Genomic DNA, 14,554 nt, shown 5'->3' on the forward strand with positions numbered 1-14,554 from the left:
ATAAGCCTGCCCGCGCGTCAGGGATCGAACGGCCTCTGTGCCCGCTAAGCCAGCGCTTTTCAAGCCCAATTAAGGGCTTGCGCCCGGATGGAATCTAGGCCGAGGCGGCGTGGCGGAGCTCGCCGTGACGCTCGCGGAACAGCTTGTCCTCCCAGGCCAGCGCATGGGCTGCAATGGTCTCGAGGTCGTCGTATTGCGGCTTCCAGTCGAGTAGGCCGCGGATGCGGCTGGTGTCGGCGACCATGGTCATGATGTCGCCGGGCCGGCGCGGGGCGTATTGCACGGCGAAGCTGCGGCCCGAGACGCGGCGTACCGCGTCGATGGTCTCCAGCACGGAGTAGCCGCGGCCATAGCCGCAATTGAGCGTCGTCGAGGCGCCGCCGTTGCGCAAATAGGCGAGCGCCGAGCGATGCGCCTGCGACAGGTCCGTGACATGGATGAAGTCGCGGATGCAGCTGCCATCCTGGGTCGGATAGTCGGTGCCGAACACGTCGATCTTGGCGCGCTGGCCGGTCGCGGCTTCCACCGCGATCTTGAGCAAATGGGTGGCGCCGGCGGTGGCAAGGCCGATGCGGGCCTGCGGATCGGCACCCGCAACGTTGAAATAGCGCAGGGTCACGTATTGCATGCCGTAGGCGGCGGCGACGTCGTGCAGCATGATCTCGGTCATCAGCTTCGACGACCCGTAGGGCGACAATGGCCGTGTCGGCGCATGCTCGGGCACCGGCACCTGGTCCGGATCGCCGTAGACCGCCGCGGTCGAGGAGAATATGAAGCGGTCGATGCCGCGCTTGACCGCGACATTGAGCAGGTTGCGCGCGGTCGTGAAATTGTTGCGGTAATAGCCGAGCGGATCGCGCATGGAATCCGGCACGACCACCGAGCCAGCGAAATGGATGATGCTCTCGATGTTGTGCTGGGCGATCACGCCTTCGAGCAGGTTCTCGTCGCCGGCATCGCCAATGAACAGCGGCACGCCTTCGGGCAGATAGGCCGAGAAGCCGGTGGAGAGATCGTCGATCACGACGACGTCCTCGCCAGCTTCCGCCAGCGCCAGAACCGTGTGGCTTCCGATATAGCCGGCACCGCCGGTGACAAGCACAGTCATGATCTCACCCGTCTTCGATCAACGCTCCAAGCTAACGTTTACGTGGTGAAGAGTGGGTATCGGCGCGGCTGAACTGGTCACTATGCTTAATGTTGCGTATAGGGACTTTCGAAACGGAGCGTGGCGTGGCGAATTCCCCAAGCGATCTCGAAGTGATCGTGCCAAATCTGCACAGGCGCTATTCCGGGGTCACCGCGACCAACCGGATGGTGGCGCCGCGGCTGGCAAAGCTGTTTCGCGCCGCGTGGTTCGGCTCCGACGCGCCGGAGGGGATCGCGCGCCTGAACGGTGCCGATCTCTTGAGATTGTGGCGCCGCAAGGCGCCGGTGATCTGGCACGCGCGCCGCAACAACGAGATGATCGCGGGTGTGCTGTTGCGCGCGCTCGGCTGGCCGCTCAAGCTCGTCTTCACTTCGGCGGCACAGCGCCACCATAGCTGGATCACGCGCTGGCTGATCCGGCGCATGGACGCGATCATCGCGACATCAGATCTTTCGGCCTCGTTTCTGAAAGTGCAGGCGAGGGTGATTCCGCACGGCGTCGACACCGCCGTCTATGCGCCGCCGGCGGATCGCACTGCCGCCTTTGCCGAAGCCGCGCTGCCGGGCCGCTACGCGATCGGCTGTTTCGGCCGCGTACGCGCGCAGAAGGGCACCGATGTGTTCGTCGATGCGATGTGCCACCTGCTGCCGCGCTATCCGGATTTCACCGCAATCATCGTCGGCCAGGTCACACCCGAGCAAACTGTTTTCGCAAACGACCTGAAGAAGCGGATCGAGGTCGCCGGCCTGCAATCGCGCATCGTCATCACTGGCGAACTGCCGATCGAAGACGTGCAGCGCTGGTATCAGCGGCTGACGATCTACGCCTTCACCTCGCGCAACGAAGGCTTTGGCTTGACGCTGATCGAGGCGATGGCGGCCGGCAGCGCGCTGGTCGCCGCGCGCGCCGGTGCGGCCGAACTCGTGGTCGAGGATGGCGTGACCGGGGTGCTGATCCCGACCGGTGATGCGGATGCGCTGGCTGCAGCGGTGGAGCCGCTGATGCGCGATGTGGCCACGGCAACCGCGATGGGCGAGCGCGGGCGGGCACGGGTGCTCGAACGGTTCAGCCTCGATGCGGAAGCTGCGCGGATCGGCGAGGTCTATCGGCCGCTGCTTTGAGTCACTGCTGTCGCATCCCCAAAACAAAAACCGCGAAAACAACCCCATGCACAGTAGCCGGGGCCAACGAAATCAATGGCTTGGCCGGCGGGTCATTGTTCTGCTGATTTTACGAAGTCGGTTTGACTCGTCGGGCAAAACACCGGTATGATGTCATTATCGGCGTAGCCTCGACGGCCTTCAGGTCATGGCCCGCAAGCCGGCCTCACCCAGCACCCGCTGCGCAATGTCGACCACTTCGCTCGCCGCGATATCTCGCATGCAACGATGATCGTTCATCTTGCAGATCGTGCTCTGGCAGGGCTGGCAGGAGAGCACGCTCTTGTCCTGGACCACGGTCGCGGCGAGGCCGTTGAGGGGGGCCCAGAGGTAGGGGCTGGTCGGCCCGAAGATGCCCATGGTCGGCGTGCCCAGGGCGGCTGCGATGTGCATCAGGCCGGAATCGTTGGAGATCGCGACGCCGGCCGCAGCCATGGCCAGCACGCCGTTCCGCAGATCATTACCGGTGAGGTCCCGGACCCCAGCGCCGCCGGCCGCGACGATCTCCTGGGCCAGGCCCTTTTCCCCGGGCCCGCCGACCACCCAGACATCAAGGCCGCGCTCGGCGAGCAAGCGGGCGGCCTCGGGATAGTAGGTCCAGCGTTTTGACACCCCGACCGAGCCGGGGGCGAGCGCTACGGCAGCGCCCGCGCTGAGGCCGTTGGCCTGCCGCCAGCGGACGATGTCCTCGGCCGGGACCCGCAACTGCGGCACCGGCCATTCCGCCGGCAGCGGGGCGCCATCGGGCTGGGCGAGGGCGGCGTTCTTGTCGATGAAGCGGGGCAGCTTCTTTTCGCCCCAGCGCCAGCGATTGAGCAGGCCGAACCGGAGCTCGCCGACGAAGCCGACCCGTTCGGGAATCCTGGCCAAAGCGGGCGCGATGGCGGCCTTCCAGGTCCGGGGCAGCACCAGGGCGGTGCCGTAGTTCCGCTCACGCAGGAGCTTCGCCAGGCCGAGCTGGCGGCCTACGGCGAGCTGTCCGCGCGGCAGATCCCAGACGATCGCACCGCGCACGCCGGGCATGTAATCGACCAATGGCGCGCACAGGGACGTCGTGAGCAGATCGACCGGCCGGTTAGGCCAGCGCTCGTTCAGGACCCGCACGACGGTGTGATTCCGGACGAAATCGCCGATCCACATGTAGGGGACGATTAGGATCGGGCGCGTGTCGCTCGGGTCGTCTTTCCCCCTAAGTTGCGAATCTCGGTTCATTCGTTAAATGGTCTGGGGGCTCTGATGGAGCGATTCGATTAGCTGCTCCGGGCCGGCAGGTAAAGCTGGCAGAAGCGCTGGCGCCAAAATGCGGCAGTGGGTCAGTTTGAAACTGACCTCGAAAGAAATCTCCTTGGTTAACTGGATCCGGTTGCCCTATGCCTATTTCTCAACCGAAATGGAAGACTATCGCCGCCGGGGGGCGGGTTTCTGGCCAAGCTAGTCGAGCCATACGAGATCGAGGTGATGGGGGACGCCCATCAATGTGCAACGCTCGTAGAATTGCTAGAATTGGACGATGGCGAGCCTTTTGTCTCGATTTTATGTCGAGGCGACCATGGTTCTTGGGGTGGCTTCCAATTCATGGAGTTGAGCTTCGAGGTTCAATTTATCGTGCTGGGAGAGGTCTTTACGACGCAAAACCCGGCTGTAACCCAGCAGCACTTGCCTGCTCAGTTCCGGGCGGAAATACTCCCAATGGTCGCGAGGTGCTACGCCGCAATTTTAGAGAAGTTCAGGCCAGGTTTTGTGTACAGAGCTTGCGCTCACCCGAATTTGCCAGAGGAAGCGCTAGAAAAACACCATTTCCTAACCAGAGCAATCATAGCCTGCGGCTACTATAAGGGCATTGCCAGCGACGTCGCCCTTGAATAGGGCGCAGACGGCGAACTTCCCACCCTGTTTTACGATCTTCCAGCCAATGCGCTCCGTCATCGCTCCAATATGCGCCTAGAATCGCTGCCGTGCCACCCTGCCGGCTGCCACAATTAAACCGACCCACTACCCAAAACCGCTTACACTTTGGCAGATCATGCGCTAGGGCAGAATCGGACCTTAGAAATTCGGGCAGGGACTAGAAATGTTGCTGGTGACCGGCGGGGCCGGTTTTATCGGATCGAATGTCGTCGCCGCGCTGAACGAGGCCGGCCGCAGCGACGTCGTGGTCTGCGATTTCCTTGGCAACGAGGGCAAATGGCGCAACCTCGCCAAGCGGCAGCTCGTGGATATCGTCCCGCCGGCTGAGCTGCCGGATTGGCTGAAGGGCCGCAAGCTCGATGCCGTGATCCATCTCGGGGCGATTTCCGCGACCACGGCGACCGACGGTGACCTCGTGTTCGAGACCAACTTCCGCCTGTCGATGCGCCTGCTGGACTGGTGCACGGCGAATGAGGTGCCGTTGATCTACGCCTCCTCGGCGGCGACCTACGGCGACGGTGAGGCAGGTTTTGATGACGACAGCTCTGTCCCTGCGCTGAAAAAATTGCGGCCGATGAATCTCTACGGCTGGAGCAAGCATCTGTTCGATCTCGCCGTCGCCGAGCGCGCAGTGAACGGCGAGAAACTGCCGCCGCAATGGGCCGGGCTGAAATTCTTCAACGTGTTCGGCCCCAACGAATACCACAAGGGCTCGATGATGAGCGTGCTGGCGCGCCGTTTCGACGACGTCAAAGCGGGCCGTGTCGTGCAATTGTTCAAGTCGCATCGCGAGGGCATCGCCGACGGCGACCAGCGCCGCGATTTCATCTATGTCGACGACGTCGTGCGCGTGATCATGTGGCTGCTGGCGACGCGCTCGGTGTCCGGCATCTTCAATGTCGGCACCGGCAAGGCGCGCAGCTTCAAGGATCTGATGCTGGCGGCTTATGCCGCGCTCGGCGCCAGCCCCAACATCGAATACATCGACATGCCCGAGCAGATCCGCGGCAGCTACCAGTACTTCACCCAGAGCGAGTTCGATCGCCTCCACCGCGCCGGGTATAATGGCGGTTTCACGACGCTCGAGGACGCGGTGAAGGCCTATGTCGGGGATTATCTCGACCGGCCCGACCGCTTCCGCTGAGGCCCATCACCATGCCAACGCCCATTCTCGATTTCGATGCCCTCGTGCAAGCCATCTCGGGCCGTACGGTACTGTGCATCGGCGACATCATGCTGGACGAGTTCGTCTATGGCGAGGTGTCGCGGATCTCGCCGGAAGCGCCGGCGCCTGTCATCGCGGCACAGCGCAGCGAGATCCACATCGGCGGTGCCGGCAATGTCGCGCGCAACGTCGCCGCGCTCGGCGCGCGCTGCATCTTCGTCGGCCTCGTCGGCGATGACGAGGCGGGCAGGCAGCTCGCCTCGACGCTTGCGGAGCAGGGCGCAATCGAAAGCGTGCTGGTGTGCGATCCCTCGCGTCCGACCACGCGAAAGGTCCGTTTCGTCTCCGAGCATTTTTCCACGCACATGCTGCGTGCGGATTGGGAGCAGGCACAGCCTGCTTCCGATACGATCGAGACGAAGCTGATCGAAGCGATCCTGCCGCAGATCGCGCGCACCGACATCGTGCTGCTGTCCGACTACGCCAAGGGCGTGCTGACCGCCCGCGTCATCCGCCACACCATCGACGCCGCGCGAAAACTCGGCAAGCCCGTGATCGTCGATCCCAAGAGCCTGAACTGGGCGATCTATCGCGGCGCCACGCTGCTCACGCCCAATCGCAAGGAATTTTCGGAAGCGACCCGAAGCCGCGCCGACACGCCGCAGAGCATCGTCGATGCCAGCGAGGACGTGATGCGGCTCGCCGATTGCGAAGCGATCCTGGTCACCCAAGGCGAGCACGGCATGACGCTGGTGCCGCGCAACGGCGAGGCCGTTCATGTTCCGGCGTTTCCGGTCAAGGTACGCGACGTCTCCGGCGCCGGCGACACCGTCGCCGCGGCGCTCGCGGTGTCGCTTGCCACCGGCGCGGACTGGGACACGGCGCTGCGCATGGCCAGTGCCGCGGCCGCCGTCGCCGTCGGCAAGCAGGGCACCGCCAGCGTGAGTGTGGCCGAGTTGAAGCGAAAGATATTGCCGCATGCCTATCTCGCGGCCGAAGAGAAGATCGTGCTCGAGCCCGGTGCGCTCGACGCGCAGCTTGCGGAATGGAAGAAGCAAGGCCAGCGCGTCGGCTTCACCAATGGCTGCTTCGACATCCTGCATCCCGGCCACGTCAAGGTGCTGACAGCGGCGCGCTCCGCCTGCGACCGCCTGATTGTGGGCCTGAACAGCGACGCCTCGGTGCGGCGGCTGAAGGGCGCCGACCGCCCCGTTCAGGACGAGCGAGCGCGTGCGGAAGTGCTGGCGGCGCTCGAAGCCGTCGATCTCGTCGTTATTTTCGATGAGGATACGCCGATCGACCTGATCACCCGCATCAAGCCGAGCGCGCTGATCAAAGGGGGCGATTACACCCGCGAGCAGGTGGTCGGCCATGAGGTCGTCGAGGCCGCGGGCGGCACGGTCGTGCTGGTCGACATTCTCCAGGGCTTCAGCACGACGGCGCTGGTTCATCGCGCGCGGGGAGAGAGCAAATGACGACGCTCGCCGGGGAGACGACCGGCCAGGTGCTGTGGCGGCGTCTGCGCAGTCCGGCGGCCTGGTCCGAGACGGTCGATCTGTTTGCAATCCTGACTGCGGCCTCGCTGCCATGGTCGACGTCGCTTGCGGCGATCTTCAATGTCCTGATGCTGCTCTCTCTGGTGCCGTTCCTCGACGCCCGAGAGTTCCTGCAATCGCTAAAGCGTCCGATCTGTGCGGCGCCGATTGCGCTGGTCTTGCTCGCGCTGATGGGGACGCTGTGGTCGGACGCCGCCTGGGGCGCGCGCTTCTACGCGGTCAATCCGACCGTCAAGCTGCTGGTGCTGCCGGTCCTGCTCTATCATTTCGCGCGCTCGCCGCGCGGACATTGGGTGTTCGTCGCCTTCCTGGTGTCCTGCGCGCTGTTGTCGGTGATGTCCTGGGTCGTCGCCTTCTACCCTGATCTTGCGCTCAAATCCGATCGCGTCGAGCGCGGCATCTTCGTCAAGAACTACATCGACCAGAGCCAGGAGTTCACGCTCTGCGCGGTCGCGCTCGCCTATCCGATCGTGCAGTTGCTGCGCCAGAAGCGCTACTGGATCGCCGGGCTGCTCACGGCGCTTGCGCTCGCCTTCTTCGCCAACATGGCGTTCGTGGTGGTATCGCGCACCGCGCTCCTCACGATTCCGATCCTGTTCGGTGTGTTTGCGTTGCTTCATCTGAGATGGCGCAACATCGCGATCATCTCCGCGGCCCTGCTCGTGGGTGCGGTTCTCGCCTGGCAGGCCTCGCCGCAATTGCGCAAGACCGCTGACAGCTTTGCCAGCGACTACACACGCTATGTGGAAAAAGGCGAGTCGACCTCGGCAGGCTTGCGGCTCGAATTCTGGCGGAAATCCCTCGGTTTCTTCGCGGAGGCGCCGATCAGAGGGCACGGTACGGGTTCGACTCGCGGGCTATTCGAGCGTGCCGCGACGCCGGGCAGTGGTCTGTACCAGGCGTCCGCCGAGGTGATCGGCAACCCGCATAACCAGACGCTGAACGTGGCCGTGCAATGGGGCGTCATCGGGGTCGCCGCTCTTTACGCCATCTGGATCCTGCATCTGCTTTTGTTTCGTGGCGACGGGCTCGCAAACTGGGTCGGCCTCCTGGTCGTGGTCCAGAACGTCTTCACCTCGCTGTTCAACTCCCATCTGTTCGACTTCCACGAGGGCTGGATGTACGTCATCGGTGTGGGCGTTGCCGGCGGCATGGTGATCCGGGCCCAGCAGGCCGAGGCGAAGGCGGCAGTAGCCGGTTCCTGAACGGCCGCCCGGATGGCAAACCTTGACGGGCAAATCTTGAGGGGCAAGCCTTGACTGGCATGTCCGGCCGAGATGGGATATCAGCGCGATCAGGTTGCATCTAACTGGATTTTCGGTCAGCGGATGACGCGTCTTTCGCATCTCACCTTGCGCAATGCCATGATCGCGCTCCACGACCTGCTGGCGACCACGGCGGCGCTGTTCGCCGCCTTCTATCTGCGCTTCGAGGGCGGCGACGGATTCTTCGACCGCCTGCCGCTGCTGATCCAGATCCTGCCCTATTTTCTGGCCTTCAGCTTGGTCGTGTGCTTCGTCTTCAACCTGACCACGACGAAATGGCGCTTCATCTCGCTGCCCGACGCGCTGAACATCATCCGCGTCGCGACCGTGCTCACGGTTGCACTCCTGGTGCTCGACTACATCTTCGTGGCCCCGAACGTTCGCGGCGCCTTCTTCCTCGGCAAGGTGACCATCGTCCTCTACTGGTTCCTCGAGATCTCCTTCCTCAGCGCGTTGCGCATGACCTACCGCTATTTCCGCTACACGCGGGTGCGGCGTCACGCCCGCACCGGAGATGCCGCGCCGACGCTGCTGATCGGCCGCGCCGCGGATGCCGAGGTGCTGTTGCGGGGAATCGAGAGCGGGGCGATCAAGCACATCTGGCCGGTCGGCGTGCTCTCGCCGTCGAGTTCCGATCGCGGCCAGTCCATCCGCAACGTCCCGGTTCTGGGCGGCGTCGACGACATCGAGGATGTCGTCGCCGACTTCACCAAGCGCGGCAAGGGGATCGCGCGCGTCGTGATGACGCCGACGGCATTCGAGCCGGAGGCCCATCCCGAATCGATCCTGATGCGGGCGCGCAAGCTCGGCGTGATCGTGAGCCGCATGCCCTCGCTCGAGAGTGGCGACACGCCACGGCTCACGGCCGTCGCCGTCGAGGACCTGTTGTTGCGGCCGAGCGAAAAGATCGACTATGCGCGGCTCGAGGCCCTGATCGAGGGCAAGGCGGTAATCGTCACCGGCGGGGGCGGCTCGATCGGTTCCGAGATCTGCGAGCGCGTCGTCGCGTTCGGCGCGGCGCGCCTTCTGATCGTGGAGAATTCCGAGCCGGCACTCTACGCGATCACGGAAACGCTCGCGGCGCTCGGCACCGCTGCTTCGATCGAAGGGCGGATCGCCGACATCCGCGACCGTGAGCGCATCATGCGCCTGATGGCCGAGTTCAAGCCGGACATCGTGTTCCATGCCGCCGCGCTAAAGCACGTGCCGATCCTCGAGCGCGACTGGAGCGAGGGCGTCAAGACCAACATCTTCGGCTCGATCAACGTCGCCGATGCCGCGCACAGCGCCGGTGCCGAAGCGATGGTGATGATCTCGACCGACAAGGCGATCGAGCCGGTGTCGATGCTCGGCCTGACCAAGCGCTTCGCCGAGATGTATTGCCAGGCGCTCGACCATGATCTTGCGGCAGGGCTCGGTGGCGCCAGGCGGTCGATGCGGCTGATCTCGGTCAGGTTCGGCAACGTGCTGGCGTCGAACGGCTCGGTGGTGCCGAAGTTCAAGGCCCAGATCGATGCCGGCGGTCCCGTGACGGTCACGCATCCCGACATGGTCCGCTACTTCATGACCATCCGCGAGGCCTGCGATCTCGTCATCACGGCGGCAACGCATGCGCTGGGAACGCAGCGTTCGGACGTGTCGGTCTACGTGCTCAACATGGGCCAGCCGGTGAAGATCGTCGATCTTGCCGAGCGCATGATCCGTCTGTCGGGCTTGCAACCCGGCTACGACATCGAAATCGTGTTCACGGGCATGCGGCCCGGCGAACGCTTGCACGAAATCCTGTTCGCCTCCGAGGAGCCGACCCGCGAGATCGGCGTCGCCGGCATTATGGCCGCGCAGCCGAACGAGCCGCCGATGCAGACGCTGCGCAAATGGATTGCGGCGCTGGAGCAGGCGATCGCGCGCGACGATCGGGCCACCATCAGGACCATCCTGAAGGACGCGGTTCCGGAATTCGGGTCGACCGCGGCCTGATCATGCAGCCTCGAGGCAAGATCGTCGTGGCGAGCCAGCACTACCCGCCTGATCCGAGCACGACTGCGGCGATCATGGCCGAGATCGCCTGCCGCATCGCCGGGGATCACGAGGTCGTGGTGCTGTCGGGCTCATCAGGCGCGTTGCCGGCCGCGCAGACCGGCCCGGGCAAGCCGCGGGTCGTCGCCGTCAAGAACCGGATGGCGGGCAAGGCGGCGCTGGTGCGGCGCGGCGCCTCCGAGCTGCTGTTCGCGGCGCGCACGTTCCTGGCGCTGACACGGGAGCTGAGGCGAGGTGACGTCGTGCTCACCGTCACCGCACCGTTCATGCTGCCTTACGCGGTCGCTGCGGCGGCGAGGCTGAAGGGCGCGCGTTCGGCGCTGATCATGCACGACCTCTTCCCCAACGTGCTGGTGATGGCGGGCCTGCTGAAGCCCGGTTCGATCGTGACCATGACGATGCGCGCCGCCAACAGCCTGATGTTCCGCGCGCTCAATGCCGTCATCACCATCGGCCGCGATGCGGAACGGCCGCTGCTGAGCTATTCCGGCATGACGCGAAACAAGATCCGTTTCATCCCGAACTGGGCGACGCTGGTGGCCGCACCCCGGCCGGTGACGGCGGATAATCCGTTCCGCAAAGCGCTCTCGGCGGGTTTCGTTGTCGGCCTGTCGGGCAATCTCGGCTTCACCCATGATCCGGAGATCGTGTTCGAGGCGGCGCGTCTTTTGAGGGCCGAGCCTGACATCCACTTCCTGCTCTCCGGCTGGGGCATCGGCTTCGAGCGATTGAAGCAGTTGCAGGCCGATGCGAACTTGCCCAATGTCTCCTTCGTGGGGCGGGTCGAGGATGCCGAGCTCGAGACACTCCTGGCGGCGGCCAATCTCTGGATCATTCCGTACCGGAAGGACGTTGCGGGGGTGTCGGTGCCGAGCCGGTTCTACAATCTGCTGGCGGTCGGCCGTCCCGTGGTGCTGGTCTCCGAACCGGAGGCCGAGGCCGCGTTGACGGTGGTGGAGAACGGGCTGGGCTGGGTGGTGACGCCGGGCCGTGCCGATCAACTGGCCGAGGTCATCCGCGCGGCGTCTCACTCCGACGGTGTCGCCATTGCGGAGCGCGCGGTAAAGGCGGCAGCGAAATTCGATCGCGTCGCCGCGATGAACGCCTATGCTGCCCTGGTCGACGAATTGTTGCGCAACCCCGAACTGGCGGAGCAACGATGAACGAGCGCAAGCCAGTCGTGCTGGTGACGGGTGCGAGCGGTTTCGTCGGCCGTCATGTCGTACCCGCGCTGGCGCGCGAGGGGTGGTCGGTCCGCCGCGCGGTGCGCAGACCGGAAGGCATGGACGACGAGGTCGTGATCGAGACGATCGGGCCTGACACCGACTGGCAGGCGGCACTTGAAGGCGTCGATGCCGTCGTTCATCTCGCCGCGCGGGTGCATCACAAGCACGAAGAGCATGCGGTCCAGCTCTATCGCAACGTCAACATTGCCGGCACGCTGCACCTGGCGCGCAGCGCGGCGACGGCCGGCGTGCGCCAGTTCATCTTCATCAGCACCGTTCTCGTGCACGGTCGCAGCAACGAGGGCCGCGCGCCGTTCAGCGAGAACGATATCCTGACGCCGCGCGGTCTCTACGGCATGTCCAAGGCCGCGGCCGAAGCGGGCTTGAAGACGCTGGCGCGCGACAACGCCATGACGATCTCGGTGATCAGGCCGCCGCTGGTCTATGGTGCGGGCGCCAAGGGCAATTTTGCGCTGCTGACGCGTGCAGTGAACCTCGGTCTGCCGCTGCCCTTTGCCGCGATCCGCAATCACCGCGCCTTCCTTGCCGTGCAGAACCTGTCGTCGTTCATCCTGCGACGGCTCTCTCATCCAGATCCCGCGAGCAATTTCGAGATATTCCTGGTGGCCGACAGGGAGCAGGTCTCGACGCCCGAGTTCATCGCGCGGCTGGCCAAGGCTGCCGGCAAGAACTCGCGGCTGTTCGGCATGCCGCAGGACCTGCTCAGCACGCTGCTGAGAGTGATGGGCCGGGAGGATACGCAGGACAGCCTGATCGGCTCGCTCGAGCTCAACCTCTCCAAGGTGACCGCGACCGGGTGGCAGCCGCAGGTGTCTCTGGACGAGGGGCTGCGGCTGGCGCTGGTGGCTCAGGACGCCTGAGGGCGGGAGAACCGCCGCAGCACGATGCCGATCGCGATTGCGCCCGCCAGCAGCGCGATCAGCGTGATCGTCACCGAGCCGGCGCGAGCGGTGACGATGGCAAGCCCCGCGAGCACGATATTGAGGGCGAACACCTCCCCGATCACGCGAGAGACCGTGAAGCCGTGGTCGGTGGCGCGCTGGTAGAAATGCGAGCGATGCGCCGACCAGAATTGCTCGCCCCTTGCGATGCGCCGAAACAGCGTGATGGTGGCATCCACGAGGTAATAGGCCGGCAGCAACAGAGCCGCGGCGGGCTGCCCACGCCAGGCGAGCTCGAGCAGGCACCAGCCGAGCAAAAGGCCGATCGGCAGGCTGCCGACATCGCCCAGGAAGACTTTTGCGACCGGCTTGTTGAACGGCGCAAAGCCGAGCATGGCGCCGCACAGCGTCGCGGCGATCAGCGCAGCCGGCCACGATAAATCGCCAAGGAGTGCCAGCAGCAGCAGCGTCGCGGTGACGGGCACGACTTCCGCCACCGTCATCAGATCGAGCCCGTCCATGAAGTTGACGAGGTTCAAGAACCACACGCCCGCCAGCAGGATGAGTCCGCGCTCCAGCGCGAGCGGCAACGCCGGCACGATGCGCGCGGTCTCGGGCGTGGTGAACACGACGACGCCGACCGCTGCGGCCTGCAGCACGAGACGCACGAGCACCGGCAGCGACTTGATGTCGTCGGCAAATCCGACCAGGGCGATCAAGACCGTCGCAGCGATCAGCGCCGGCGGAATCGCGACGTCCGCCCAGGCTGCCCAGGCTGATGCGACCAGCAGCGTCGCTGATATCACCGCGATGCCCGCACCCTGCGGGGTCGGGATACGGTGAGAGGACCGCGCGTTGGGCCGCGCCAATGCGTAACGCTGCAGCAGGGGGCGGCTGGTCCAGGTGATGACGCCCGACACAAGCGCGGCAATCGCAACGGCAAGCAGCGATGGTAGCGCGCCGAGCGCGTCGACGGCCGCGTTCACTCCGGCACCCCTAGCGGCGCCGATCCCTGCGCGGCTTTCTCGGCGCTCAGGATCCAGACCAGACCGCCGATCGCGCCGACGATGAAGTACACGGCGCCGAACAGCAGCGAGACGTTGACGCCCTCGTTCGTGGCGAGGCCCGCGAAGCCGAAGGCGAGACTCATGGTGGCTTCACGCACGCCCCAGCCAGCGATCGAGATCGGCATCATCGTGATCAGCATCACCGGCGGCACCAGCACAAAGACGTCGCTGAAGCCGACCGGCGCCGCGATCGACTGCACGACGCACCAGGCGACCACGACGGCCAGCACATGCACGGCGAGCGACAGGACCACGACGGCCGGTCCGCGCGAGCGGCTGAAGATCACGCGGTTGGCGATCACGGCACAGGCGTGAATGTGATGCGTGGCCCACCAGGTTTTCAGCCACCGCCATTGCAGCGCGCCGAAGACCAGGAAGCCGAGACCGCCCGCAAGCGCCGTGAAGTCGACGAGCAGCAGCGCGGAGCGCCCGTGCGGATCGGCGATGAGGGCGTAGCTCCAGGGCAGGCTTGCCACGATCATGATCGCGAGCGCGATCAAACCGATCGCACGGTCGACGAAGATCGAGTAGGTCGCCGCGCGCCAGCCGGCGCCGGCGCGCGCGACGAGCCACAGCCGGACCGCATCGCCGCCGATCGCCGAGGGCAGGGTCTGATTGAAGAACGATCCGATCACGTTGTAACGCATGGCCCGGCTGAGCTCGAGCGGGGCGCCGCATTCGGCGCTGATCTCGCGCCAGCGCAACACGCCGACGAAGATTTGCAGGAACGCGATCGCGATCGCCAAGCCGATCCAGAACAGGCTGGTCACGTTGAAACGAGAAAACAGTTCGGACAGATCGACCTTGCGCAGCGCCAGGTAGAGCAGCGCTCCGGAAATCAGGATCTTGGCCGTCGACAGCAGGATTCGGCGCATTTCGCCCGCATGAACAAGGGTTTTGAAGCAACCCGACGCAAGGCGCCGAATTCGGCCGCTTTGGTATGGTTTTGGCGCCGATCTTGCAATAGCGGTGATCGGGAGCCCGCATGCAGGGCGGCGGGCTATTGCGACGCCGTCGACGCCGAGGCTAAAGAGGCGCCGCGGGCGAAAGATCGAGCGACGGATCGGGCGAAGCAGTCTTTGGGAACAGGATGACGGATCAGGCGATTTTGGTCACGG

Annotated in this window: 12 protein-coding genes; 8 read left to right on the forward strand and 4 right to left on the reverse strand. The window is 65.0% G+C overall.

The window, feature by feature from the left end:
• Positions 1-94: 94 nt before the first annotated feature.
• Positions 95-1,108 carry a UDP-glucose 4-epimerase GalE gene (gene galE / locus GWG67_RS14125; RefSeq protein ID WP_247290164.1) on the reverse strand — a complete coding sequence of 338 codons (1,014 nt, stop codon included), beginning with the start codon at positions 1,106-1,108 and terminating at the stop codon, positions 95-97.
• Positions 1,109-1,233: 125 nt separating this feature from the next.
• Here galE and GWG67_RS14130 point away from each other — a divergent pair, with 125 nt between their 5' ends.
• A complete protein-coding gene (locus tag GWG67_RS14130) occupies positions 1,234-2,271 on the forward strand; it encodes a glycosyltransferase family 4 protein (protein WP_275169928.1) in 1,038 nt (345 codons plus the stop codon).
• A gap of 180 nt (positions 2,272-2,451) precedes the next feature.
• On the opposite strand, the gene waaF is transcribed toward GWG67_RS14130, so the two are convergent.
• Positions 2,452-3,522 (reverse strand): lipopolysaccharide heptosyltransferase II, encoded by a 1,071-nt coding sequence (gene waaF, locus GWG67_RS14135; RefSeq protein ID WP_275169929.1) that lies wholly within the window; start codon positions 3,520-3,522, stop codon positions 2,452-2,454.
• Between the two features lie 243 nt (positions 3,523-3,765).
• Here waaF and GWG67_RS14140 point away from each other — a divergent pair, with 243 nt between their 5' ends.
• From GWG67_RS14140 to GWG67_RS14170, 7 genes are all read left to right on the forward strand, one after another.
• Positions 3,766-4,176 carry a hypothetical protein gene (locus GWG67_RS14140; RefSeq protein WP_275169930.1) on the forward strand — a complete coding sequence of 137 codons (411 nt, stop codon included), beginning with the start codon at positions 3,766-3,768 and terminating at the stop codon, positions 4,174-4,176.
• 205 nt (positions 4,177-4,381) lie between these two features.
• Positions 4,382-5,362, forward strand: a complete 981-nt coding sequence (gene rfaD, locus GWG67_RS14145; protein ID WP_275169931.1) for an ADP-glyceromanno-heptose 6-epimerase — start codon at positions 4,382-4,384, stop codon at positions 5,360-5,362.
• Positions 5,363-5,373: 11 nt separating this feature from the next.
• Entirely contained in the window at positions 5,374-6,858 is a 1,485-nt protein-coding gene (gene rfaE1 / locus GWG67_RS14150; RefSeq protein ID WP_275169932.1) for a D-glycero-beta-D-manno-heptose-7-phosphate kinase, read from the forward strand.
• Entirely contained in the window at positions 6,855-8,144 is a 1,290-nt protein-coding gene (locus GWG67_RS14155; RefSeq protein ID WP_275169933.1) for an O-antigen ligase, read from the forward strand. The genes rfaE1 and GWG67_RS14155 overlap by 4 nt, the downstream gene beginning before the upstream one ends.
• A 123-nt stretch (positions 8,145-8,267) precedes the next feature.
• Positions 8,268-10,181, forward strand: coding sequence for a nucleoside-diphosphate sugar epimerase/dehydratase (locus tag GWG67_RS14160; RefSeq protein WP_275169934.1), 1,914 nt, complete (start codon positions 8,268-8,270; stop codon positions 10,179-10,181).
• Positions 10,182-10,183: 2 nt separating this feature from the next.
• Positions 10,184-11,404, forward strand: a complete 1,221-nt coding sequence (locus GWG67_RS14165) for a glycosyltransferase family 4 protein (RefSeq protein ID WP_275169935.1) — start codon at positions 10,184-10,186, stop codon at positions 11,402-11,404.
• On the forward strand, positions 11,401-12,348 hold the full coding sequence (locus GWG67_RS14170) for an NAD-dependent epimerase/dehydratase family protein (RefSeq protein WP_275169936.1): 948 nt from the start codon (positions 11,401-11,403) through the stop codon (positions 12,346-12,348). Before GWG67_RS14165 ends, GWG67_RS14170 begins: the two co-directional genes overlap by 4 nt.
• Here the strand turns inward: GWG67_RS14170 and GWG67_RS14175 are convergent.
• Positions 12,336-13,355 carry a glycosyltransferase family 4 protein gene (locus GWG67_RS14175; RefSeq protein WP_275169937.1) on the reverse strand — a complete coding sequence of 340 codons (1,020 nt, stop codon included), beginning with the start codon at positions 13,353-13,355 and terminating at the stop codon, positions 12,336-12,338. The genes GWG67_RS14170 and GWG67_RS14175 overlap by 13 nt on opposite strands.
• Positions 13,352-14,311: a lysylphosphatidylglycerol synthase transmembrane domain-containing protein gene (locus GWG67_RS14180; RefSeq protein WP_275169938.1), complete on the reverse strand. Its 960-nt coding sequence runs from the start codon at positions 14,309-14,311 to the stop codon at positions 13,352-13,354. The genes GWG67_RS14175 and GWG67_RS14180 overlap by 4 nt, the downstream gene beginning before the upstream one ends.
• Positions 14,312-14,554 lie beyond the last annotated feature (243 nt).

The sequence above is a fragment of the Bradyrhizobium sp. CSS354 genome, assembly GCF_029051725.1.
GTDB lineage: Bacteria > Pseudomonadota > Alphaproteobacteria > Rhizobiales > Xanthobacteraceae > Bradyrhizobium.

Bases quoted from the DNA above. Each gene is read 5' to 3' on its own strand.
- galE (WP_247290164.1), bottom strand. From the start codon at position 1,108: ATGACTGTGCTTGTCACCGGCGGTGCCGGCTATATCGGAAGCCACACG.
- waaF (WP_275169929.1), bottom strand. From the start codon at position 3,522: ATGAACCGAGATTCGCAACTTAGGGGGAAAGACGACCCGAGCGACACG.
- rfaD (WP_275169931.1), top strand. From the start codon at position 4,382: ATGTTGCTGGTGACCGGCGGGGCCGGTTTTATCGGATCGAATGTCGTC.
- rfaE1 (WP_275169932.1), top strand. From the start codon at position 5,374: ATGCCAACGCCCATTCTCGATTTCGATGCCCTCGTGCAAGCCATCTCG.
- GWG67_RS14155 (WP_275169933.1), top strand. From the start codon at position 6,855: ATGACGACGCTCGCCGGGGAGACGACCGGCCAGGTGCTGTGGCGGCGT.
- GWG67_RS14160 (WP_275169934.1), top strand. From the start codon at position 8,268: ATGACGCGTCTTTCGCATCTCACCTTGCGCAATGCCATGATCGCGCTC.
- GWG67_RS14165 (WP_275169935.1), top strand. From the start codon at position 10,184: ATGCAGCCTCGAGGCAAGATCGTCGTGGCGAGCCAGCACTACCCGCCT.
- GWG67_RS14170 (WP_275169936.1), top strand. From the start codon at position 11,401: ATGAACGAGCGCAAGCCAGTCGTGCTGGTGACGGGTGCGAGCGGTTTC.
- GWG67_RS14180 (WP_275169938.1), bottom strand. From the start codon at position 14,311: ATGCGCCGAATCCTGCTGTCGACGGCCAAGATCCTGATTTCCGGAGCG.